Origin of the sequence: Cellulophaga baltica, assembly GCF_900102165.1 — a bacterium.
Taxonomy (GTDB): Bacteria; Bacteroidota; Bacteroidia; order Flavobacteriales; family Flavobacteriaceae; genus Cellulophaga; species Cellulophaga baltica.
Genome location: NZ_FNBD01000010.1, coordinates 56,292 through 79,850 on the forward strand (window position 1 = coordinate 56,292; position 23,559 = coordinate 79,850).

The following is a 23,559-nucleotide window of genomic DNA, read 5'->3' on the forward strand; positions in this document are numbered from 1 at the left end:
ATAGTTTAAAAAATTGAAGTTAAGAGAAAATGATTGTTTTATTGTTATAAACCATAGTCTTACGTTGAATATGTAGTTTTACTGCTCTAGAGAGCACGATTTTTTCAAGATCACGGCCTTTAGCAATAAAATCATCAATAGAGTTCGTGTGTGATACGGTGGTGGTATCTTGCGCGATAATCGGGCCCGCATCTAACTCTTCGGTTACATAGTGACCTGTAGCTCCAATTATTTTAACACCTCTTTTGAAGGCAGCATGATATGGTTTTGCTCCAGCAAAGGCTGGTAAAAATGAATGGTGTATATTAATAATCTTATTAGGATAACGATCAATGATTTTGCTGGTAACAATTTGCATATAACGTGCTAAGACTACAAAATCTATCTGGTACTTTTCTAAGAGTGCTAATTGCTCGTTTTCAGCTTCAGCTTTCGTAGCTTTTGTAACAGGTATATGGTAATAAGGAATATCAAACTGGTTGGCTACAAATTCTAAATCAGTATGATTACTTATAATAAATGGGATGTCTACGGCTAATTCTCCAGAATTAAATCGACTCAATAAATCATAAAGGCAATGGTTGTATTTAGACACAAACAAACCCATTCTTGGCTTGGTTTCATCCGTATGAATACTCCATTTTATTTTGAATTTCTCAGTTAACTCTTTGTCAAATTGTGTTTTAAAATGCGATACACTCAATTTGGCATCTAAAAATTCACTTTCAATACGCATGAATAATTCGCCAGAGGCTTTTTCCACATGTTGATCTAAGTAAATAATATTTCCTCCTTGGGAGTGAACGAAACCAGTAACGGAACAAATAATTCCTGTTTGATCGGGGCAATGTATTAAAATTGTTGTTTTCACGGGACTTTATTAAAGGGTAAAATTATGATATTGAAAAGAATAGGTCCTATGTAAGAGTCATTTTTACAATATTGCAAATTATGTTAGTTAATCTTTGCGTTTTTCGTAAATTGCATGCTGTAAAAACACCTTTTATTGTCAATGGAACAAATTACACCTTACGTACCGAAGAATAAAATTAGAATTGTTACTGCTGCATCATTGTTTGATGGGCATGATTCCGCTATTAATATCATGCGGAGAATCATTCAATCTACAGGAGTAGAAGTTATTCACCTTGGGCACGATCGTAGTGTTCAAGAAATGGTAGATTGCGCTATTCAGGAAGATGTAAATGCAATAGCGTTAACTTCATATCAAGGCGGTCATAATGAATATTTTAGGTATATGTATGATTTGCTCAAGGAGCGTGGGGCAGAACATATAAGAATTTTCGGCGGCGGCGGTGGTGTAATTCTTCCGGATGAAATTAAGGAATTAATGGATTATGGGATTGCTCGGATTTATGCTCCAGATGATGGGAGAAAGATGGGCTTACAGGGAATGATTAATGATCTGGTACAACAGAGTGATTTTCCCGTTCCGAACTTAAAAATAAAACAGAGTGTTTCGGTTACGGATGCCTTAAAAGCTAAAGATATTAATACAATTTCTAGGTTAATTTCTTTAGCAGAAAATAGACCCGATGAATTTCAGAAACATTTTTCAGGCGTTACTATCCCAGATAGTGTTCCCGTTTTAGGAATAACGGGTACGGGTGGATCAGGAAAGTCTAGTTTGGTAGATGAGTTGGTGCGAAGGTTTTTGGCAGATTTTCCTGAAAAGAGAATCGGATTGATTTCTGTAGATCCTTCAAAACGAAAAACAGGAGGTGCTCTTTTAGGTGATCGTATTCGTATGAATGCCATAAATAATGATCGTGTCTATATGCGTTCTTTGGCTACTAGACAATCTAACCTTGCTTTATCTAAGTATGTAGAAGAGGCGGTTCAGGTATTAAAAGCAGCGGAGTATGATCTTATCGTCCTAGAAACTTCAGGAATTGGGCAATCGGATACTGAAATTATTCAACATTCAGACGTTTCTCTCTATGTTATGACACCAGAGTTTGGTGCAGCCACGCAATTAGAGAAAATAGATATGCTTGATTTTGCTGATGTTGTCTCTATAAATAAATTTGACAAAAGAGGTTCTCTTGATGCCCTACGTGATGTAAAGAAACAATACATGCGTAACCATAACCTATGGGATATGAATCAAGATGATTTGCCAATTTTTGGAACTATGGCGAGTCAGTTTAATGATCCAGGAACAAACAGGTTGTATCGCGTGGTTATGAATAAATTAGTAGAAAAGGCGAAGGCCGATTTACAATCTACTTTTGAATTTTACACAGATGATAAGGAACATGCATTTGTTATTCCACCTGCACGAATAAGATATCTTTCCGAAATTGCCGAGAATAATAGAAACTATGACGAAAAAGGAATAGGGCAAGTGCAAGTAGCACAGCGTTTATATGGAGTTTTTCAAGCTATCTTATCTATTCTGAATATAAAACCAGGTGTGTATGAGCAGACGTATCTTTCAAAAAACGGACTGAATGAAGACGCTATTGAAGCGTTAGGAGTTTCAGAAGAAAATAAACCATTTTTATCTTTATTGGTAAAAGAATTTGATCGGGTAAAGTTAGATTTAGATCCTTACCATTGGGAAGCTATTATTAATTGGGAGGAAAAAGTTCAGAAATATAAAGATCCAATTTATGCCTTTAAAGTACGAGATAAAGAATTAAAATTAGAAACGCATACGGAATCTTTGTCACATACTCAGATCCCTAAAGTGGCACTTCCTAAGTATAAAGCATGGGGAGATTTATTGCGTTGGATGATTCAAGAAAATGTTCCGGGAGAATTTCCATATACTGCAGGATTATATCCTTTTAAGCGTACAGGGGAAGACCCTACAAGAATGTTTGCGGGAGAAGGTGGGCCAGAGCGTACCAATCGTCGTTTTCATTATGTAAGTTTAGGCTTGCCAGCTAAACGTTTGTCTACAGCTTTTGATTCTGTTACATTGTATGGCAACGATCCTGACATTAGACCAGATATTTATGGTAAAATTGGAAATGCTGGAGTCTCTGTTTGTTGCTTAGATGATGCCAAAAAATTGTATTCAGGATTTGATTTGTCTAATGCAATGACCTCGGTGAGTATGACCATTAATGGTCCGGCTCCTATGCTGTTAGGTTTTTTCTTAAATGCGGCTATAGATCAAAATTGTGAGAAATACATTATAGAAAATGGCTTAGAGAAAGAAGTGAACGCTAAAATAGCGGCATTGTATAGAGGTAAGGAAGAAAAGAAACCCAAGTACAACGGAGCACTACCAGAAGGGAATAATGGTTTAGGATTAATGTTATTAGGTGTTACTGGTGATCAAGTATTGCCATTAGAGGTGTATGAAACGATAAAAGTCAAAACTCTTCATGAAGTAAGAGGTACAGTACAAGCAGATATCTTAAAAGAAGACCAAGCGCAAAATACCTGTATTTTTTCTACAGAATTTGCGTTGCGGTTAATGGGAGATGTACAGGAGTATTTTATCAAGAATCAAGTGCGCAATTTCTATTCCGTTTCTATCTCAGGGTATCATATTGCAGAGGCTGGTGCTAATCCTATTACACAATTGGCATTTACCTTATCCAATGGTTTTACGTATGTGGAGTATTATTTGAGTAGAGGAATGGATATTAATGCATTTGGTCCTAATTTGTCTTTTTTCTTTTCTAATGGAATAGACCCAGAATATGCTGTGATTGGTAGAGTTGCCCGAAAAATTTGGGCAAAAGCTTTAAAGCATAAATACGGGGCAGGACCAAGAGCTCAAATGTTGAAATATCATATTCAAACTTCTGGTCGTAGTTTACATGCTCAGGAGATAGATTTTAATGATATTCGTACCACACTTCAGGCTTTGTATGCTATTTATGATAACTGCAATTCTTTGCATACCAATGCCTATGATGAAGCAATAACTACACCAACCGAAGAATCGGTGCGTAGAGCAATGGCTATTCAGTTAATTATAAATAAGGAATTAGGTTTAGCTAAAAATGAAAACCCGCTACAAGGATCTTTTATCATAGAAGAACTTACAGATTTAGTGGAAGAGGCGGTACTCTTAGAATTTGACAGAATTACAGAACGCGGTGGAGTTTTAGGGGCTATGGAGACTATGTATCAACGCTCAAAAATACAAGAAGAAAGCTTGTATTATGAAACATTAAAGCATAATGGAGAATTCCCGATTATAGGAGTTAATACGTTTCTGAGTTCTAAAGGGTCTCCTACGGTATTACCTGCAGAAGTAATTCGTGCTACAGATGAAGAGAAAAAAGCTCAGATTGTAACTTTAGACCATCTAAAAGAAGTGAATCAAGAAAAATCTAAAGTTGCATTAGAGGAAATTCAAAAAGCAGCAATGAATAATGAAAATATTTTTGAGAAGCTTATGGATATTTCTAAAGTAAGTTCTTTAGGTCAAATTACCAATGCTTTGTTTAAAGTAGGCGGTCAATATCGAAGAAATATGTAAATTAATGAAGCTATAAAAAAAACGCTCTTTTTTATAAAGAGCGTTTCCAAATTCTGTAGGTTTTTCTAAATATTTTCAATTCCTCCCTAAGAAGATTTAAATACTCTTTTTCTTTTAAACCATCCATTTCTAAACCTCTACAATAGGACAAAATATTTTTTGTGATAATGTTGATGTGATGTATGGTAGATGTTCTAATCAAGTGAGATTCAGAGCGTTCTGCTAATTCAATTTTCTGCGGAATTAAAATAGCATCCGTTAGTAAAGAATCTGCAATAATATCCCTATGACTTTGAGATTTGTATAAATGTAACAAATCTTTATTATAGGTAATGTAGGATACAATTTCCCTACTCATAGAGCACAAATCCAGCGCTTTTCTATAAACAGGTAATGTATTTAAATTTCGATTTGGCATTTGTAGCAATTTTTTTATAAAATTACGACGAGATTACAATTTTTAACTTAACTTTAAATAGCAGAATGTTAATTTTGCTATCGATTATTAATTTTTTAAAGACATATACTTTTGAATCAAAAGATAGACGATTTAAATTGGGGGATCCTTCAGAGCTTGCAAAAAAATGCACGAGATTCTTTTGCGAATATTGGCCGCAAAGTGGGTTTAACACCTCCTGCAGTAGCAGAACGAATTAAGAAAATGGAAGACCTGGGGATAATTAATGGATACAAGGCTATTATCTCTCATACAGCAACCGGCTATCAGCTAAAAGCGATGATTACACTTAGAGCTTTTATGGGGAAATTAAAACCCTTTTTGGAAGCCGTAAAGACATTTGAAGAGGTGGTAAACTGTTACCGTATAACAGGAAATGAGAATATCATCATGGAGGTGGTTTTTAAAGATCAGTTTCATTTAGAAAAATTTATAGATAAGTTAATTCAATATGGTGAAACAAGAACGCATATTATTTTATCTGAAGTGGTTTCTGATGCGCCTGTAGGTAGAAAGCCAAAAATCTAGTTTCGTTAATTTTCTAAAGTGATCCTTTACAAACACTATTTTAATTTGTAGATTTAACTATAATTTGGCGAGATTTTTGATGCATCAAATTGATATGAAAAAAACAATACTCTTTTTAGCTTTAGCTTGTTGTGGTATCTTAAGCACTTCAGCACAACAGATGACACTCCGAAAAGGGGTTGTTTTAGATTCTTTACAAGTCAATGATACCATATCGGAAAGCTTTGCATTATATCTGCCGAAGAAATTTGAACTAGATTCTCGTTGGCCAGTTCTTTTTCTTTTTAATATGGAGGGTAAAGGGAAGCATGTAATGCAACCTTTTCTACAAGCGGCTGAGCATCAAAATTATATTCTCGCAGCGTCTAACAGCGTTAATGATACCCTTTCTCTTACTCAAAATGTATTGATAGCTAGTAGAATGATTAATCAGGTATTGAATAGTCTGCCTGTAGATTCTAGAAGAATTTATACAGGCGGTATGGATACTGGAGGAACTTTCGCTTCTGTAATGCCTGTAGTGAGTAAGAATATTAAAGGAATTATTTCTGTTGGAGGAGGTATTGCGAATGTTGATGTTTTGGCTCCTGATAGTCCATTTCAATTTATTGGAATTGCAGACATCAATGAGTATAGTAGTATTGAGATGGAAGCATCTGAATCGCTTTTAAATAATCTTAGATTCTCCAATCAGTTATTTAAGTATGAAAAAAACACCAAGCCTTTGCCAATGTATCTTATAGATTTTGGCTTGCAAATTTTTGTCTTGAACGCTATGGCGAAAGGAGAAGTAGTAAAAGATATGGAGTATGTAAATTCTGCTTACCGCCAAAATTTACGGGTAATTGATGCCTTAATAAAAGAAAAGAAGTTGCTGCATGCCTATGATTTTGCAAATGAGATAATGGAAGTTTTTAGAGTACATCTAGATGTGTCGGAAATAAAGGCTTCTCAAAAGCTACTAAGAAAAGACAAGGAATATAAGGCAATGAAGCGTTTGGCGTCTAATTATAAGTTTAAAGAGGAGCTATTGCAAGAAGATTATGATTATGCAATTTATGAAGATGTGGCTACGTATAACTTTAATAATTTAGGATGGTGGGCATATCAAATGCAGGAAATTAAAAAATTCCAAGCAAGTACTATTCGTTTTGAACATCAGATGGGAAATAGGTTAAAGGATTTTGTAGATCATCTGGTAAATAAAAATATCAGGCAATTAAAAGAGGAAGAAACCTTAGATGAAGAAGGCTTGAGTTTTCTCTATATGTTGAACACGATTACAGAGCCTACAGATCATGAAGCCTATATAGAGGTTATTTCATTAAGTTCCAAGATAGAAGATTATGATACCGCATTATTTTATTTAGAGGAATTGCTAAAAACAGGATTTAAAGACAAACAACAACTATATGATATTCCTGATACGGCACTTTTAAGAATTTCACCAGAGTATAATGCTTTGATGTTGAAGTACCTTAAGGAAGCTAGGTATGATATTAAGGAACAATAAAATGAGGCACTTTGTTAACGTCCCAATCAATTACTAATCCTTGGGCTAATGACTGTGTGACCTCTTTACCGTATAGAAGTTCGCATAGGTAAAGAGCTGCTTCAAAACTTTTCGCACCACCTGCCGAAGTAATGTACTTTCCGTCATGTACAAATAAAGAATTCTTCTTTACATTTAAATGCGGAAACCTTTCTTGGTATTTATCTAAATCACCCGGAAAAGTGGTAGAGGCTACAGTGTCTAGTAGGCCCGTTTTTGCAAGCACAAAAGCGCCGTCACAGTGGCTCGTCATATAAAGAGCATTTTCATCTACTTTCTTTACAAAACTTAACATTACTACATTGTCTAGATCGGTATCTAAATGATGTTCTGCGCTCGGAATTACTAGAATATCAATATTTGGTAGATTCTTTTTAGTGTAATCAAAATCAGGAAGTATTCGTACACCTTCAAAAGTGGTAATGGGTTTTAATGTATTAGCTACGGTGAAAACGTTCATAGCTTTAATATTTTTCCGAAATTGAGTGTGTTGAAAGATATCGTAGGGCGCTGTAAATTCGGTATTGTACGTGCCATCCATTATTAGGAAAGCTACATTATAGCGATCCGGATTTATTTTTTCTAAAGCTTTTTTATTGTTATAAGAATAATCAGTTTCGCCACACGAAACGAATAGTACCATTGAAAGGAGTAATGTTATAGCAGCTTTCATAGATGTTTTATTTTAAGCCGAATTTACAAACAAAAGCTAGATGTGCAAGAGATGAATGCTAACTATTTTATTTATAAGTTTGTAGTCAAGGAATGATTTTGTCAAGGTTTGCAGAATTACAATTCTTAAAAAGAGACTTACTTTGTTTGATTTTTTAATATGTTATCTATGCGTAAATTACTTTTTATAGCACTACTTTTAATTTTGAGTTGCAAGCAAGAAAAAAAATATCATGACGTAGTTGCCAATGCAATTCCACAAGATGTTTCTGATGCCATGGCAGATATTTTAAAATTTCAACAGGAATTAAATAAAGAGTATAAGGATCCTGAAACATCTCCTTTGTATAACAAGGATAGAAAGAATTTTGAAACACTAGATTTTTTTGAGCCAGATACTACTTTAAGGGTCGTAGCTAAATTTGTGAGAACACCAGATGCTTTACCGTTTTTAATGGCTACCACTACAGATAGAAAATCTGAAGAAGTGCTGTACGGTGTTGCCTATTTTGAAATTAACGGAGCAGATTTTCAGTTAGAGGTGTATCAAAACCCTGCATTGTCTGCGCAAGAAAAGTATAGAGAATATTTGTTTTTGCCATTTTCAGACGAAACAAATGGATATGCAAGTTATACGGGAGGTAGGTATATTGATTTATCGATTCCAAAAGGGGACAGCATTTTAATTGATTTTAATAAAGCATACAATCCATACTGTGCCTACAATAAGAAATATTCCTGTCCCATTGTGCCTAAAGTTAATCATCTTCCGATAAAAATTAATGCAGGTGTCAAAGCCTTTAAAAAACACTAAGTAAAAAAAGCAGGTCTAACATTAATGTTAGACCTGCTTTTTTTAAGTAGTATAGTGAAGTTTAGTGCTGATTCAGTCTGAAATCTGGATAAGCATCCATCCCGTGTTCGTGGAGGTCTAATCCTTCTAATTCTTCCTCTCTAGAAACTCTTATTCCAACCGTTTTCTTTAATGCAATAAGGATAAGAAAAGAAGTTAAAGAGCAAAATATTCCAATAATTACAATACCCGCTAATTGATACAGAATTTGTGAACCACCAGCTTTAGTTCCAAAGAAACCTACTGCTAAGGTACCCCAAACTCCACAAATTAGGTGAACTGCTATGGCGCCTACAGGATCGTCTAACTTAATTTTATCAATTAACGCAACGGCTCCTACGACTAGAATACCTGCTAAGGCTCCAATGATGATAGCTTCATTAGGTGACATTAAATCTGCACCAGCGGTAATCCCAACTAAGCCTCCTAGTATTCCGTTAAGAAACATGGTGAGGTCTAGGTTTTTGTAAAGTATGAAAGAAAAAAGAAAAGCAGCTATGCCTCCTGCCGCTGCCGCTAATGAGGTAGTGACAAGCACTAGTGATGTTCCTTCTGGGTCCGCAGATAGTACGGAACCTCCGTTAAAACCAAACCATCCCAGCCAAAGAATTAAAACACCAGCAGTAGCAAGGGGAATATTATGTCCTGGAATCGCAAAAGTTTCTCCATTTTCGTCAAATTTTCCAATCCTTGGCCCTAGTAAATAAACAGCTACTAAGGCTGCCCAGCCACCTACAGAGTGTACTAGTGTAGAACCCGCAAAATCATGAAAACCAGCTTCCTTTATAAGTTCTCCTGCGGCATTTACTTCATTACCTAAAGTAGATAAGAATCCGCCTCCCCATTGCCATGAACCTACAATTGGATAAATTAAGCCAACATAGATGACTGTAAAAATCATAAACCCTCCAATTTTAATACGCTCCGCAACGGCGCCAGAAACTATAGTTGCTGCGGTCGCAGCGAACATTCCTTGAAATAAAAAGTCAGTCCAATAGGTATACCCTCCGCTAGGTGCGTAATCTGCGGTCATACCATTAGCAGGGGCTTCAATTCCAAAACCTGCAAAGCCTAAAAAACCATTAAAATCTCCAGGGTACATAAGGTTAAATCCGCCTAGGTAGTATAGTAGAAGTCCAGCACAAATAATGAATAGGTTTTTAAATAAAATGTTTATGGTGTTCTTTTGCCTTGTTAATCCAATCTCTAAAAATGAAAAGCCTAAATGCATGAAAAATACTAATGCGGTACACATCATCATCCAAACATTATTAGCTGTAAATAATCCGTCGTTCATAATGTTTTTTTAGTTGATTCCTGCGTTTCCACTTTCTTTTGTCCTTATTCTATAAGCCTCTGTAATTTCCGATACAAATATTTTACCGTCACCAACATTACCTGTGCTTGCGGTTTCTAAAATGGTATTGACTGTCTTTTCTAAGAATTCATCAGAAATTACGATACTTAAATATCTGCGTTGTATATCAGTGGTGCTGTAGGAGATGCCGCGATATACGTGTCCTTGTTTTTCATTACCGACACCTGTTACATCCCAATAGCTAAAAAAGTTTACATCAATCTTATGAAGTGCTTTTTTTACTTCATCGAATTTTGACTTTCGAATTATTGCCTCGATTTTTTTCATGAATGATTTGTTTGATTTGCTGCAAATGTAGATTAAAAATTATTTTTAACAATTCATTAACAGGCTGTCGGTTTGACATCGAAAAATAGTTTTTCTTTTTAAATAATTGTAATTCAGTTAGTTAAGTGTTTATTTTTATGATGTTAGAAAATCAAGCATTTGGAATCTAATTTGTGAGAAATCTGACCTTTGCACAAAAAAAAGAGCCTGACTTTTTAGAAGTCAAGCTCTTTTCAGTATAAACAATAAACAAATTATAATTTAGAACGAATAAATCGCAGCAATTAAGAATGATGATAAGCTTTTTGTTGCTTCTAAGTCATTATCTAAATAGAATTCTTCAGATCCGTTATCTAATCTTAATTCTGGTTTGATCGTTAAGTTTTCTACGGTATAGCTCCCTGTTAATGTAGCGGCAAATACACTTGGATCATCAGTACCATCTACACCATCAAAAGTTGTAAAGTATTCTCCTCTTAATCCTAATGTAAAGCTATCTGAAGTAGCTAACTGTGGGTATAATGCTGCACCTGAAAAGCCGGCTCCGTCATTATCAGCATATGCTGCATTTATTCCTAAGAATAAGTCTTCAGTTAAATCAAAACCACCGGTGTAATCAACTTCAAATCCTAACAATGCTTTGTTATCATAATAGAAATTTAAGAATTGTCCAGAGTATCCTAATTGTGCACCTAAAGAGTATTCTCCAGTTAGGTTGCTATTTACATCGGTTACATTCATTACGGCTAGCATTAAGCTAAAATCTTCTGATAGCGCAAAATCTGCTTTTAAACCTACGTGAGAGAATGGTCCGTTAGAAAATAAATATGAAGTACTGTAGTTAAAGTTTCCTACAGGAGAAATAACTTCATATCCTAGGTAGGTATTAAAACGACCAGCGGTTAATGTTGTTCCTTCAGAAACATTCCAGTAAGCATATAATTGGTTAATATTAAAGCCTCCTGTAGCAGATTCGCCTCTTGGTCCAAAGGTAACATCTGCCACCGCACCTGTTTTAGTTCCTTCATAGCTTGCTATTAAATTAGCCATACCAAGTGCAAAACCAGTTTCGTCGGCAAATGAAGTTCCTGGGCTTTGGAAAGATTGGCCATCTTCTCCAAAAATAGCTCTATCTGTTGAGCTTAGGTTAGTTTTGTAATATGCATCAACAGAACCGCTTATAGAAATTGCTTTTTTTTCTTCAACTTCTTCTTGGGCAACTAAACTAGCTCCTGTAAAAAGTACTGCTGCAAAAAATATATTTTTTACGTAATTCGTTTTTGTAATCGCTTTCATAAATGATGTTTTAAATGTTCCTTTTCAGTTTAAAGGAAGTGTTTAAGATTAAGTGTTGTTTGTTGAAATAATGTGTATGGTAATGGAACGCTTGTAGAAGCGTTCCATTGTATAGCTTTATTTATCGTTGATAGTAAACTCAGGATAAGCACTAGAATCATGTTCGTGAATATCTAATCCGTCCATTTCTTCTTCTTGAGTAACTCTTAATCCTAATGTTTTCTTTAAGATGAACAATACAATGAATGAAGCAACAGCCGCCCAAACTATGTATGCTAAAGAGCCGTAAAATTGTACCCATAATAATCCAGCGCCTCCGCCAGAAAGCAAACCTCCGTCTAATGCAAATACACCAACAAGTACTGTTCCTACGAAACCACAAACTCCATGTACAGAGATGGCACCAACTGGATCATCAATTTTTAATTTTTTATCAATAAATTCAATAGATAGTACTACTATAATTCCGCATATTAAACCAATAGCAAGTGCACCCCATACGTTTACAGCGCCACATCCTGCGGTAATACCCACAAGTCCGGCTAATGCTCCGTTTAAGGTCATTGAAATATCTGGTTTCCCGTATCTAATCCAAGTTAATGCCATGGCAGCTACGGCTCCCATTGCTGCGGCAATATTGGTATTTATGATCACACTTCCTACGGCAATCGTATCATCCCCGCCAAATGCAAGTTGAGATCCACCATTAAAACCGAACCATCCTAACCAAAGTATTAAAACCCCTAAGGCACCATAAGTCATATTGTGACCTGGAATTGCGTTTACTTTACCGTCTTTATATTTCCCAATTCTAGGACCAACTAAGATGGCAGCTACTAAAGCAGCAGCCCCACCAACAGCATGTACTACAGAAGATCCTGCAAAATCTACAAAACCTGCAACGTTTAACCAGGCGCTGTCATCAAATGGCCAGTACCAACTACCTGAAATAGGGTAGATGATTGTTGTTAATACAGCAGAGAATATTAAATAGGTAGAAAATTTTGTTCTTTCGGCAATGGCTCCAGATACAATAGTAGCAGCAGTAGCACAGAATACCGTTTGAAAAAGTAAATTATACCAGTCTGTTGCAGAAAAGAAGAAATATCCTTGTTCTGTTGGACTTGATCTAAAAAAGCCTCCTAGGACAGTGTCGCTACCGTACATAATACCGTAACCTACAGCCCAAAATAATAATGAACCAATACAAAGGTCCATAATATTTTTCATAATAATGTTACCAGAATTTTTACTTCTAGTGAAACCTACTTCTACAAGCGTAAACCCTGCTTGCATAAAAAATACTAAAATGGCTGCAACTATAATCCATAGTGCGCCCATGTCGCCGTTAATGCTCTGAATAGCTTGGTCTAGTGCTTCTTGGCTAACACCTTCCGCTACTTTGCTCACAGCTTCTTGTTGTACTTCACTCATAATATTAGTTTTTTTGAAAATCTTAGTTAGTTAATTCCAGCTTGTCCGCTCTCTTTGGTTCTTATTCTGTATGCTTCGGTAACTTCTGAAACAAATATTTTTCCATCACCTACATTGCCAGTACTAGAAGCTTCTAATATGGTACTTACTGTTTTTTCTAAAAACTCATCGGATACTACAATGGTAAGGTATCTTCTTTGGATGTCTGACGTACTGTAGGATATTCCGCGGTACACGTGACCTTGTTTTTCGTTTCCTACACCTGTTACATCCCAGTAACTAAAAAAGTTAACTTCAATTTGATGCAGTGCTTTCTTTACTTCATCGAATTTAGATTTTCGAATAATTGCCTCGATTTTTTTCATATGTGATTTGTTTGTTGATGAGGCAAATGTATGTTAAAATATTTAACACCCCTTGTTTAGAAGGGGGGATGCTATTATTTTTTTGATAATTGTAATTTATACCCCTAAAATTTATGGGTATCGTTATTTTTAATTCAATTAAATAAAAATTTGATTTAATCAGTTTGCTTATTTCAGCTAAAAGTTGGGAGAAGTAGATTTTTTTATAGATTTTATTGTGATATGTTCAAAAACCAACAAGAAATGATGTAAATCATGTAAAATACAAAAAATGATAACTTATTGTGTAATTTATAACAAAGAGGTAGGGAGGGATAGTTGTATTGGCTGTCTAGAAAATTTTGCTGAACCAGAGTCCTAAAGAAACAGCTATGATGCCTAATACTAAACTTACTATCGTGTAGCTTGCAAAAGCAATTAGGTCTCCATTTTTTAAGAGCGAATTGTTTTCTAGAGCAAATGTAGAAAAGGTAGTAAACCCGCCGCAAAAGCCAGTAGCTAAAAGTAAAGTCTGATTTTCGCTAAGAAAATTATTTTTCAAGGATAGGCCAAGTAAAAGTCCTATAAGAAGGCATCCTATTATATTGACAATAAAAGTGCCTAGATAAAAATTGGTAAAATAGAGATTTAGTGGTTTGCTAATAAGGTATCTTAATACACTGCCTAAACCACCACCTAAAAAAACAAGTAGAATTTGTTTCATACTTTAAAAGTATAAAACTAAACTGCTTTTTTATACTTAGTTTCAAGAATATTTAAAGGATAAATATTTTCTGAAGGAATTTGTGCTGTGTTGGTATCTTTTTTTTCCACTCTTTTCTTGTTACTATTTACGCTAAAGAGTAATAGAAAAGCATTTAAACCGACTAAAATAGATAACACACTAAAAAAAGTGACCATAGAACTTTGTTTTATAGTAATACAACGCAAAAATACGTCTTTTCTTACAAAAATCTTAAAATTGTTGTGATCTGCTTAATTTTTGTGGTGTATGTAACTATTGCGTTAATTTTTCAGTAAATATTTAATTGCGAATAGTAAAATTATGAATATTACGAATGTTAATCCAATCCATTTAACGCCTTTATAATTTTTTAGATGGAGATTTTTATCTCTTTTATAAGCGAAAAAAGTAATTACCACGAAAGACACGAAAAAAAGTCCCGCGAATATTAATTGTCCTTTACTGAACATATTTTTTATTTTTATACAAAAATAACCTAATAATAGAAGAGATGAAAAATAAACTTGAAGCTGTAGCACTTTTTCATGAAACATTTGGAATGGGAGTTGCTAGTGCCATGAAAGCTGATTTGGGATCCCGTAAAAATTTGCTTCGTTTTAATTTAATGGATGAAGAAAATAAAGAATATCTTGAAGCTGCTGAAAATAATGATCTGGTAGAAGTGGCCGATGCTTTGGGTGATATGTTATATATATTGTGTGGTACTATTTTAGAACATGGTATGCAATATAAGATAGAAGAAGTATTTAATGAAATTCAGCGGAGTAATATGAGTAAGTTAGGAGCAGATGGTAAGCCTATATATAGAGAAGATGGTAAGGTATTAAAAGGGCCAAATTACTTTGTGCCAAATATCGATAAGATTTTAAAGGAATAAAAAAAACCGCCATTGGGCGGTTTTTTCTTTTTTTATTATTCGTTCTATAGTTTATAACGCCATCCAAATTTATCTTCGGCTTTATTATATTGAATATCTGTGATTCTTTTCTTTAATAAAGAAGCGTAGCTTTCCTCTAATTCAGGAAGATCGTAATCTGTCTCTTTAAAGCCAAATCCTGAAATAGGAGAAATAACAGCGGCAGTACCTGCTCCAAACATTTCTTTTAATGAGCCATCTTTAGCTGCAGCCACTACTTCGGCAACGGTTAGTTTCCTAACTTCAACAGCAATCTTTTCTTCTTTAGCTATTTCAATAATACTTTTTCTTGTAATACCATCTAGTATCCTATCACTAGTAGGTCCTGTAATTAAAGTATCATTAATACGAACAAAAATGTTCATTGCGCCCGCCTCTTCGATATATTCATGTGTATTATCGTCTGTCCAGATAACTTGATTGTATCCTTTTTCAACAGCTAGTTGTGTAGGGTAGAATTGTCCTGCATAGTTACCACCAGCTTTGGCATAACCTACACCGCCATTTGCAGATCTAGAATATTTTTCTTCAATTAATACCTTTACTTTTCCAGAGAAGTATGACCCTGAAGGGGCAAGGCATATCATAAACTTATATTCATTTGCAGGGGATGCGTGAAAACCTTGTCCCGAAGCAAAAATAAAAGGTCTAATATACATAGAGCTTCCTTCGTTTTTAGGGATCCATTGGTCATCTACTTTTAAGAGAGCCTTAAGACCTTCCATGAAATAATCTTCAGGAATTTCTGGAATAGCTAATCTTTTTGCGGAAATATTTAGACGTTTATGATTGTCTAGTGGTCTAAATAGCCAAGTAGACTCCTCACTGTCTTTGTAGGCTTTCATACCTTCAAAAATTGATTGCCCGTAATGGAAAATTTTTGCAGAAGGGTCTAAAGATACTGGTCCGTAAGGTACTACCTTAGGATTTTCCCAAGCGCCATTTTTATAATCGCAGACCAGCATATGGTCAGAGTAGATACTACCAAATGATAAATTATCAAAATCTACTTGATCAATTTTAGAAGTTTTACTTTTTTCAACCGTAACTAAGTTATTCGCGGTGGTTTCCATTTGTTATATGTTTAATGCAATAAAATTAATGAATAATTACTAGTAGTTCTTCTTTTTTCATCTAAAAATAACCAACTTTGTAACAATTCGGTAAATACTAAAAGATATGAAAGGAATTAACATTTTACTTGTGATAATTGTATGCTTTGTGAGTTGTATGGGGCAAAATAAACAGACTACCGAGCAGCCGTCAAATGAGAATTCTGTTCTTTATTCTTCTTTTGGTGCAGAAATTTCAGAAGATAATGCCTTAGTGGCAAGTGAGATGACTTTGAAATATCAAAATTTGGTAGTTACTGACACTATAGCAACAAAGTTTAAAGGTACCGTAATAGATGTTTGTCAGGCAAAAGGTTGTTGGATGAATGTTACTTTAGATAATGGAGCTCAGGCTATGGTAAAATTTAAAGATTATGGCTTTTTTATGCCGAAAGATATTGCGGGTAAAGAAGTGATTGTTAACGGACTTGCATTTATAGAACAAATGTCTGTAGAGGAACAAAGGCATTATGCGGAAGATGGAGGTGAATCGGAAGCGGCAATCGCATCAATTGTAGCCCCTAAAAAAACATTTAGATTTGAAGCAGACGGCGTTTTAATAACTCAATAATTTGGAACGTAAAATTATAACAACATCTGACGGTTCTACAACTATTCAGATAGTAGATTGGAACGAGCAGTACCATTCTATACACGGCGCAATACAAGAGGCATATCATGTATTTATAACAAAAGGACTGTCCTTATATAAGGATAGAGCCATAGCTATATTAGAAATAGGTTTTGGAACGGGCTTAAATGCCTTAATTACGTATATAGAAGCGCAAAACTTTAATTTAAAGATAGATTACACGGGGGTAGAAGCATATCCTGTTAGCCCGGAAGAGATTAAACAACTCAATTATATAGCACAGTTAGAGGCTCAGAAGTTTCAAGAAGAGTTTGATAAAATGCATACCTCAGAATGGGAGAAGTCTATAGCGATATCTTCAACGTTTTCATTGCTAAAGCAACAAAAAGATTTTATGCAGATTACCGATAAGGCTGCTTATGATTTAATTTATTTTGATGCTTTTGGAGCACGTGTTCAACCAGAATTATGGACGGAGGAAATTTTTAAAATTATGTATGCTGCGCTAAATAATAATGGTGTGTTAGTGACGTATGCAGCAAAAGGTAGTGTGCGAAGAGCTATGCTTGCGGTAGGTTTTGAAGTAGAACGATTAGATGGTCCTCCTGGAAAAAGAGAGATGTTACGAGCTACGAAAAAGTAACTTAAGAAGCTTGTTAAGTGGGTTTTATGTTAAACCTAAATTAAATAGCATCGTTATGCTTTTTAAAAAAATTACCTTTAAAAAAAATTGCTATGAAGGTATTAATAACAGGTGCTACAGGATTGGTTGGCAATGCTATAGTAACCGAATGTCATAAAAATAAAATTGCCGTAAATTTTTTAACGACTAGTAAGGCTAAAGTCATTGAAAAAGAAAATTACACAGGTTTCTATTGGAATCCAGACCAGGGAGAAATAGACTTAAACTGTTTTACTGGAGTAACTGCAATTATAAATCTTGCAGGAGCCTCTATTTCTAAAAGATGGACAGAATCTTATAAAAAGGAGATTTTGTCAAGTAGAATCAACTCTCTTAAAACACTTAAAAGCGGACTCGCGAAAGTAGATTCATCTGCAATCACGTCTTTTGTGTCAGCTTCTGCTATTGGCATCTATCCCGATTCTATTCAAAAATTTTATTCAGAAGAGGATCAGTTTAAAGCAGACGGTTTTCTGTCGGAAGTGGTACAGGCTTGGGAAGATGAGATAGACACGTTTGGGGACTTCAGTTTTAGTGTGGCCAAAATTAGAATAGGTCTAGTAATGTCTAATAAAGGCGGAGCTTTGCCAGAGATGGTGAAGCCTATTAAGTTTTTTGTAGGGTCAGCTTTTGGTTCAGGCAAGCAGTGGCAATCATGGATACATATCAAAGATTTGGCAAAATTATTTGTTTTTGCTGTTAAGAATGAATTAAATGGCGTGTATAATGGGGTGGCTTCAAACCCTGTAACCAATGAAAAGTTAGTATCAAAAGTTGCTAATGTTCTAGGGAGACCTTTAATACTGCCAAAAATTCCTGCAGCAGTCCTAAAATTAATTTTGGGAGATATGTCCGCTTTATTATTAGATAGTCAACGTGTTAGTAACAAAAAAATCTTAGAAGAAGGTTTTATTTTTAAATATCTGAATGTCTGCCCTGCCTTAGATTCTCTGTACTCTAATAAGTAATTAAAGCTGCCAAATTTTAAGTTTTTATTTTTTTATTCTTCAACGGAATCACCATTTTGGTGCTTTTCGGCATGTTCCATATAAACTTTGATGACATTTTGACATTTTTGAAGAATTGGCAGTACTTTTGCCAACTGTAAAGTGCAGAATGAAAAATAGAGTCAAAAATGAGCGATATAAATAATACAGAAGATATACAAGAGGAGAACTTAGCGCAACAAGAAGGAGCAGAGCATCAAGAAAAGTCGGCTGAGCAAGTTGAAGTTGAGGAGCTTTCTGTGGAAGAACAATTGAGAGAAGATTTAGCAAAAGAGAAAGATAAATTTTTAAGATTGTTTGCAGAGTTTGAAAACTACAAGAAAAGAACTTCAAAAGAGCGAATGGATTTATTTAAAACTGCAGGGCAAGAAGTGATTGTTGCTTTGTTGCCCGTTTCTGACGATTTTGATAGAGCGATGCAAGAATTGGCGAAATCAAATGATAAAGAAACGTTTAAAGGCGTTGAATTAATTAAAATCAAATTTGAACAAGTACTTAAATCTAAAGGCCTAGAAGAAGTTGAGGCTAAAAATGGTGATGTGTTTGATGCAGATATACATGAAGCAATAACACAAATACCTGCTCCTAATAAGAAAATGAAGGGCAAGATTATTGATGTAATTGAAAAAGGATTTAAGTTAGGTGATAAAATTATCCGTCATCCAAAAGTGGTTGTTGGTAATTAAACATAAAGTATGAAGGAAGATTATTACGACATTTTAGGCATAGCCAAAGGAGCAAGCGCAGCAGAAATTAAAAAAGCATATCGGAAAAAAGCCGTTCAGTATCACCCAGATAAAAATCCAGGAGATGCAAAGGCAGAAGAGATGTTTAAAAAAGCCGCAGAAGCCTATGAAGTACTAAGCGACGATAATAAAAAAGCGCGTTACGATCAGTACGGTCATGCAGCCTTTGATGGTTCTGGCGGTTTTGGTGGCGGCGGAGGTGGTATGAATATGGATGATATATTCAATCAGTTTGGCGATATTTTTGGCGGCTTCGGCGGCGGCGGAGGCTTTAGTGGTTTCGGTGGCGGTGGCGGTGGTCAGCGAAGAGTAAAAGGAAGCAGCCTAAAAATTAGAGTGGCACTTACGCTAGAAGAAGTAGCAAATGGTGTTGAGAAGAAAATAAAAGTTAAGCGTAAAGTTCAGGCTAGTGGGGTTACCTACAAAACATGTGGCACCTGTGGTGGTAGAGGTCAGGTGACTAAAATCACCAATACTATTCTAGGAAGAATGCAGACAGCAGCTACTTGTAGCTCTTGTGGAGGTAGTGGTCAAATTCTAGATCATAAGCCAGGTGATGCAGATGCTCAAGGTATGATCGTTAAGGAAGAAACAGTAGCGGTTAAAATACCTGGTGGTGTGGAAGATGGCATGCAGTTAAAGGTTTCTGGAAAAGGAAATGATGCTCCTGGAAATGGTGTTCCTGGAGATTTAATTGTTGCAATCGAAACATTAGAGCATGAAACACTTAAACGTGAGGGTGATAATTTGCATTATGACCTCTATGTAAGTATTTCTGAAGCTGTGTTAGGTACTTCTAAAGAGATTGATGCTGTAACGGGAAAAGTGCGTATTAAATTAGAACCAGGAATACAATCTGGAAAAATTTTACGTCTTAGAGGTAAAGGTATTTCTAGTCTCAATGGGTACGGTGCAGGAGATTTGTTAGTGCATGTAAATGTTTGGACTCCAAAAACACTTAGCAAAGAGCAAAAAGAGTTTTTTGAAAAGATGCAGAATAATGAGAATTTTATTCCAAATCCAGAAAAATCAGATAAATCGTTCTTTGAAAAAGTGAAAGATATGTTTTCTTAAGAGCATTATAATTCATTTTTAAAATAAAAACGTATATTTGAAATAACATTGGGTTTCCAATGTTAATTTTCTTTTTCATAGCAATTTTTTTCCCATCCTTGATTTTATTAAGGGTGGGTTTTGTATTTAAGACCTGTTTTTAACTTTATTTAGTGTTATTATAATAGCCTGCTTCGGTATATTTTTACTTTTCTGATATTATTTATTTACAGGAAATACGGTGTTTTAAAGCATTTCAATATCTTTGATAAAATTGTTTGCATGAACCATGTATTGGTAGCTAAAGAAGTAAGCAAGAAATATGGGACATATACCGCCCTGAACAATATTTCTTTAGAAATTCCTGAAAATAGCATTTACGGATTATTGGGTCCTAACGGAGCTGGTAAAACTTCCCTAATTAGAATTATTAATCAAATTACTTATCCAGATTCGGGTACCGTTCTTTTTAACGGTGAGCCTTTAGATCCTAAACATATTGCTATGATAGGCTATCTTCCTGAGGAAAGAGGTTTGTATAAAAGTATGAAGGTTGGTGAGCAAGCTTTGTATTTAGCGCAGCTTAAGGGTATGGGTAAGGCGGAAGCTAAGAAAAAGCTCAAGTATTGGTTTGATAAATTTGAAATTGGCGATTGGTGGAATAAAAAAGTCCAAGAACTCTCTAAAGGAATGGCGCAAAAAGTACAGTTTATTGTAACTGTTTTGCATGAGCCAAAACTTTTAATTTTTGATGAACCATTTAGCGGCTTTGATCCTATTAATGCCAATGTTATAAAGGATGAAATATTAGAGCTTAAGAAAAATGGAACTTCTATAATTTTTTCTACGCATAGAATGGAATCTGTAGAAGAGCTTTGTGAATACATCGCATTAATTCATAAATCAGAAAAAATCTTAGACGGCAAGCTTACGGATATCAAGAAAGCCTATAAAAAGAATATTTTTGAGGTCGGGATGCAAGTGTTTAATCCCTCTGAAATTATACAAGAATTAAAAGAGAAGCTTGCTATTTTTGAGGACTACTATGAAGTCAATGAAAACCAATTAAACTTTAAGTTGCAATTGAATGGAAAATCTACACAAGAAATTCTTACTTATTTGGCAACGAAGGCACCCATAAATCACTTCGTGGAAAAAATTCCTTCAGCAAACGATATTTTCATACAAACCATATCTAGTAAAAATTCTAATGAATAAATTACTGCTTATAATTAAACGGGAGTACTTAGCAAAAGTTAGGAATAAATCATTTGTAATCATGACTTTTTTGAGTCCAATACTTATGGTGGCAATGGTGATTCTTATTGCTTTTTTAACCCAGCTAAATGATAGTGAAAAACAAGTAATTACTATTTTGAACGAAAGCGATTTTTTTCATAATGAATTTGTAATCACGGAAAGCACATCTTACATAGATTTTAAAAATATGAGTCTACAGCAAGCTATAGATTCTACCGTTAACCTAGGGTACTACGGGCTTTTGTATATTCCTGATGCTGCTACTTTACAGGAGATTACGGATAAATCATTCTTCTATACCAAAGAGGCTCCAAGTACTTCTACCTTAGATAAAATAGAAGGTATTTTTAAAACAAGACTTCAGCAAAATAGATTGCAAGAGCTAGGAGTGTCTAAGCAAGATTTCCTAGAAGTAGATAAGAATTATGATATTAATTTGTCTACTTTTTCAGGAGATATAAACATTAAAGGATTTAATGAAATTAGAGCATTTATAGGTGGCGGTTTTGGCTATTTAATCATGATGTTTATTATAATATATGGCGGCTTTGTAATGAGAAGTGTTATAGAAGAAAAGACCAGTAGAATCATAGAAGTCATTATTTCCTCGGTAAAACCTTTTCAGTTAATGATGGGGAAAATTATAGGGACATCCTTGGCGGGAATCACACAATTTGCGATTTGGATTTTTTCAGCATCCCTACTAATGTTGGTGGTTATCTTTATTTTTGATATTGATCCTGCGACTTTTACGGGAGCTAATCCTTCCATGGGAGCTATGTCTACAGTACCTGATGTTTCGATGATGAACGAAAAGGTTTTGGCATTAGGAGTTGAAATTTTTAAAATTCCGTGGGTCATGCTCATAAGCTTCTTCCTTGTTTATTTCTTATTAGGATATTTAATTTATAGTTCTATATATGCCGCCATTGGAGCTGCGGTTGACAATGAGACAGATACACAGCAATTTATTCTTCCCGTAATTACGCCATTAATGCTCGCTATTTATGTAGGCTTTTTTTCTGTGTTTAATAATCCTCACGGGCCCATTGCAGTGGCTTTTTCTTTGTTTCCACTAACATCGCCGATTGTGATGCTTATGCGTTTGTCAAGTGGTTTGGGAGAAGGTGGGGTTCCTATTTGGCAGGTTGTGGTTTCTATTTTGTTATTAATTATTACATTTATGGGGATTGTTTGGTTTGCAGCAAAAATTTACCGGATCGGAATTTTAATGTATGGTAAGAAACCAAGCTACAAAGAATTGTATAAATGGTTAAAATATTAATTCATGATTCAAGATCATACGGAGAAAGTAAAAGAGATTCTAGAGGAAGATGTTTGGGGTGCTCTTAAAAATTTTCTAGATCTTGGAGTTCATTTTGGGAAAGGCGATAAAGAAATTCATATCACTATCGGGCTTCTCCTCTTGTTGGTATTGGCTTTTATAGCGACCAGTTTTGTTTTAAAATGGTTGCGCTACCTCTTTACGAGAAGAATGGAGGTAGATGATAAGAATAAGTTTATCAGTGTCTTTAAGTTTATACGTTACGTAGCTTTTCTGGTGGTCATTGTTTTAACAATGAGTGCTGCAGGAATAAATATCACAATACTTTTAACAGCATCTGCCGCGCTCTTTGTTGGTTTGGGTTTAGCTCTGCAAGAATTGTTTCAAGATGTTATTGGCGGTATCTTTATTATTGTAGATAAATCTTTAAGTGTAGGAGATATTGTTGAGGTCGATGGTAAAGTTGGTAAGGTTTTTGAAATTAAACTAAGAACAACTCGTTGTATCACTAGAGACGATAAAGTAGTTATTATCCCTAATCATAAATTTATAAGTGAGACCATTTATAATTATACGCAAAATCATAAGACAACTAGAGAAACTGTAAAGGTAGGGGTGGCTTATGGAAGTGATGTGGCTTTGGTAACTAGATTGTTAGAAGAGTCTGTTTTGGGTCAAAAGGGTATATTAAAGAATCCAAAACCTTTTGTTTTATTTGAGGATTTTGGAGATTCTGCATTGATGTTTGCGGTTAATTTTTATATCGGGGATAGTTTTTCAGATCCAAGGATAAAAAGTGCTATCAGGTATAATATAGATGCTAAATTTAGAGAGCATAAAGTTAGCATTCCATTTCCTCAACGCGATGTTCATATTAAAAGCAATTAAATA

Annotated in this window: 24 protein-coding genes; 13 read left to right on the forward strand and 11 right to left on the reverse strand. The window is 34.8% G+C overall.

The features are described 5' to 3' along the window. Positions 1 to 19: 19 nt before the first annotated feature. Positions 20 to 871: a formyltetrahydrofolate deformylase gene (gene purU / locus BLQ19_RS16090; protein WP_024479599.1), complete on the reverse strand. Its 852-nt coding sequence runs from the start codon at positions 869 to 871 to the stop codon at positions 20 to 22. A gap of 141 nt (positions 872 to 1,012) precedes the next feature. On the opposite strand from purU, the gene BLQ19_RS16095 reads away from it, so the two are divergent. Next, positions 1,013 to 4,468 carry a methylmalonyl-CoA mutase family protein gene (locus BLQ19_RS16095; RefSeq protein WP_074539032.1) on the forward strand — a complete coding sequence of 1,152 codons (3,456 nt, stop codon included), beginning with the start codon at positions 1,013 to 1,015 and terminating at the stop codon, positions 4,466 to 4,468. A gap of 31 nt (positions 4,469 to 4,499) precedes the next feature. Here BLQ19_RS16095 and BLQ19_RS16100 read toward each other — a convergent pair whose 3' ends face one another. Next, the gene (locus tag BLQ19_RS16100; protein WP_024479601.1) at positions 4,500 to 4,886 is read right to left on the reverse strand and encodes a hypothetical protein; all 387 of its coding nucleotides are present in this window, start codon (positions 4,884 to 4,886) and stop codon (positions 4,500 to 4,502) included. 111 nt (positions 4,887 to 4,997) lie between these two features. Between BLQ19_RS16100 and BLQ19_RS16105 the strand changes: the two genes are divergently transcribed. Beyond that, positions 4,998 to 5,453 carry an Lrp/AsnC family transcriptional regulator gene (locus BLQ19_RS16105; protein ID WP_024479602.1) on the forward strand — a complete coding sequence of 152 codons (456 nt, stop codon included), beginning with the start codon at positions 4,998 to 5,000 and terminating at the stop codon, positions 5,451 to 5,453. 94 nt (positions 5,454 to 5,547) lie between these two features. Beyond that, positions 5,548 to 6,966, forward strand: a complete 1,419-nt coding sequence (locus tag BLQ19_RS16110; protein WP_074539065.1) for a hypothetical protein — start codon at positions 5,548 to 5,550, stop codon at positions 6,964 to 6,966. Here the strand turns inward: BLQ19_RS16110 and BLQ19_RS16115 are convergent. Continuing rightward, positions 6,953 to 7,678: a DJ-1/PfpI family protein gene (locus BLQ19_RS16115; protein ID WP_074539033.1), complete on the reverse strand. Its 726-nt coding sequence runs from the start codon at positions 7,676 to 7,678 to the stop codon at positions 6,953 to 6,955. The genes BLQ19_RS16110 and BLQ19_RS16115 overlap by 14 nt on opposite strands. A 168-nt stretch (positions 7,679 to 7,846) precedes the next feature. Here BLQ19_RS16115 and BLQ19_RS16120 point away from each other — a divergent pair, with 168 nt between their 5' ends. After that, a complete protein-coding gene (locus BLQ19_RS16120) occupies positions 7,847 to 8,491 on the forward strand; it encodes a DUF1684 domain-containing protein (protein WP_024479605.1) in 645 nt (214 codons plus the stop codon). Positions 8,492 to 8,552: 61 nt separating this feature from the next. Here BLQ19_RS16120 and BLQ19_RS16125 read toward each other — a convergent pair whose 3' ends face one another. The 7 genes from BLQ19_RS16125 to BLQ19_RS16155 form a co-directional block, all read right to left on the reverse strand. After that, positions 8,553 to 9,827 (reverse strand): ammonium transporter, encoded by a 1,275-nt coding sequence (locus BLQ19_RS16125; protein WP_074539034.1) that lies wholly within the window; start codon positions 9,825 to 9,827, stop codon positions 8,553 to 8,555. Positions 9,828 to 9,836: 9 nt separating this feature from the next. Further along, a complete protein-coding gene (locus tag BLQ19_RS16130) occupies positions 9,837 to 10,175 on the reverse strand; it encodes a P-II family nitrogen regulator (protein WP_024479607.1) in 339 nt (112 codons plus the stop codon). 261 nt (positions 10,176 to 10,436) lie between these two features. Continuing rightward, a complete protein-coding gene (locus BLQ19_RS16135) occupies positions 10,437 to 11,471 on the reverse strand; it encodes an outer membrane beta-barrel protein (RefSeq protein WP_025614247.1) in 1,035 nt (344 codons plus the stop codon). A gap of 117 nt (positions 11,472 to 11,588) precedes the next feature. Next, positions 11,589 to 12,905, reverse strand: coding sequence for an ammonium transporter (locus tag BLQ19_RS16140; RefSeq protein WP_025614248.1), 1,317 nt, complete (start codon positions 12,903 to 12,905; stop codon positions 11,589 to 11,591). A 26-nt stretch (positions 12,906 to 12,931) separates the two neighbouring features. Beyond that, positions 12,932 to 13,270 carry a P-II family nitrogen regulator gene (locus tag BLQ19_RS16145; protein WP_024479610.1) on the reverse strand — a complete coding sequence of 113 codons (339 nt, stop codon included), beginning with the start codon at positions 13,268 to 13,270 and terminating at the stop codon, positions 12,932 to 12,934. A 331-nt stretch (positions 13,271 to 13,601) separates the two neighbouring features. Then, positions 13,602 to 13,973, reverse strand: coding sequence for a fluoride efflux transporter CrcB (crcB, locus tag BLQ19_RS16150; protein WP_025614249.1), 372 nt, complete (start codon positions 13,971 to 13,973; stop codon positions 13,602 to 13,604). 17 nt (positions 13,974 to 13,990) lie between these two features. Further along, entirely contained in the window at positions 13,991 to 14,170 is a 180-nt protein-coding gene (locus BLQ19_RS16155) for a hypothetical protein (protein ID WP_024479612.1), read from the reverse strand. Between the two features lie 335 nt (positions 14,171 to 14,505). On the opposite strand from BLQ19_RS16155, the gene BLQ19_RS16165 reads away from it, so the two are divergent. Further along, positions 14,506 to 14,892 (forward strand): pyrophosphohydrolase domain-containing protein, encoded by a 387-nt coding sequence (locus tag BLQ19_RS16165; RefSeq protein WP_024479614.1) that lies wholly within the window; start codon positions 14,506 to 14,508, stop codon positions 14,890 to 14,892. 44 nt (positions 14,893 to 14,936) lie between these two features. Here BLQ19_RS16165 and BLQ19_RS16170 read toward each other — a convergent pair whose 3' ends face one another. Continuing rightward, a complete protein-coding gene (locus BLQ19_RS16170) occupies positions 14,937 to 16,004 on the reverse strand; it encodes a branched-chain amino acid aminotransferase (protein WP_024479615.1) in 1,068 nt (355 codons plus the stop codon). Positions 16,005 to 16,110: 106 nt separating this feature from the next. Here BLQ19_RS16170 and BLQ19_RS16175 point away from each other — a divergent pair, with 106 nt between their 5' ends. The 8 genes from BLQ19_RS16175 to BLQ19_RS16210 all read left to right on the forward strand — a co-directional run bounded on the left by BLQ19_RS16175 (position 16,111) and on the right by BLQ19_RS16210 (position 23,556). Continuing rightward, on the forward strand, positions 16,111 to 16,614 hold the full coding sequence (locus BLQ19_RS16175; RefSeq protein ID WP_074539035.1) for a DUF4920 domain-containing protein: 504 nt from the start codon (positions 16,111 to 16,113) through the stop codon (positions 16,612 to 16,614). 1 nt (position 16,615) lies between these two features. Beyond that, a complete protein-coding gene (mnmC2, locus tag BLQ19_RS16180; RefSeq protein WP_029445568.1) occupies positions 16,616 to 17,278 on the forward strand; it encodes a tRNA (5-methylaminomethyl-2-thiouridine)(34)-methyltransferase MnmC2 in 663 nt (220 codons plus the stop codon). 92 nt (positions 17,279 to 17,370) lie between these two features. After that, positions 17,371 to 18,285 (forward strand): TIGR01777 family oxidoreductase, encoded by a 915-nt coding sequence (locus BLQ19_RS16185; RefSeq protein ID WP_029445569.1) that lies wholly within the window; start codon positions 17,371 to 17,373, stop codon positions 18,283 to 18,285. Positions 18,286 to 18,452: 167 nt separating this feature from the next. Continuing rightward, a complete protein-coding gene (locus tag BLQ19_RS16190) occupies positions 18,453 to 19,010 on the forward strand; it encodes a nucleotide exchange factor GrpE (protein WP_074539036.1) in 558 nt (185 codons plus the stop codon). 9 nt (positions 19,011 to 19,019) lie between these two features. Further along, positions 19,020 to 20,144: a molecular chaperone DnaJ gene (dnaJ, locus tag BLQ19_RS16195; protein WP_025614254.1), complete on the forward strand. Its 1,125-nt coding sequence runs from the start codon at positions 19,020 to 19,022 to the stop codon at positions 20,142 to 20,144. 261 nt (positions 20,145 to 20,405) lie between these two features. Next, on the forward strand, positions 20,406 to 21,341 hold the full coding sequence (locus tag BLQ19_RS16200) for an ABC transporter ATP-binding protein (RefSeq protein WP_024479621.1): 936 nt from the start codon (positions 20,406 to 20,408) through the stop codon (positions 21,339 to 21,341). Continuing rightward, on the forward strand, positions 21,334 to 22,668 hold the full coding sequence (locus BLQ19_RS16205) for an ABC transporter permease (protein WP_074539037.1): 1,335 nt from the start codon (positions 21,334 to 21,336) through the stop codon (positions 22,666 to 22,668). The genes BLQ19_RS16200 and BLQ19_RS16205 overlap by 8 nt, the downstream gene beginning before the upstream one ends. A 3-nt stretch (positions 22,669 to 22,671) precedes the next feature. Next, on the forward strand, positions 22,672 to 23,556 hold the full coding sequence (locus BLQ19_RS16210; RefSeq protein WP_024479623.1) for a mechanosensitive ion channel family protein: 885 nt from the start codon (positions 22,672 to 22,674) through the stop codon (positions 23,554 to 23,556). Positions 23,557 to 23,559 lie beyond the last annotated feature (3 nt).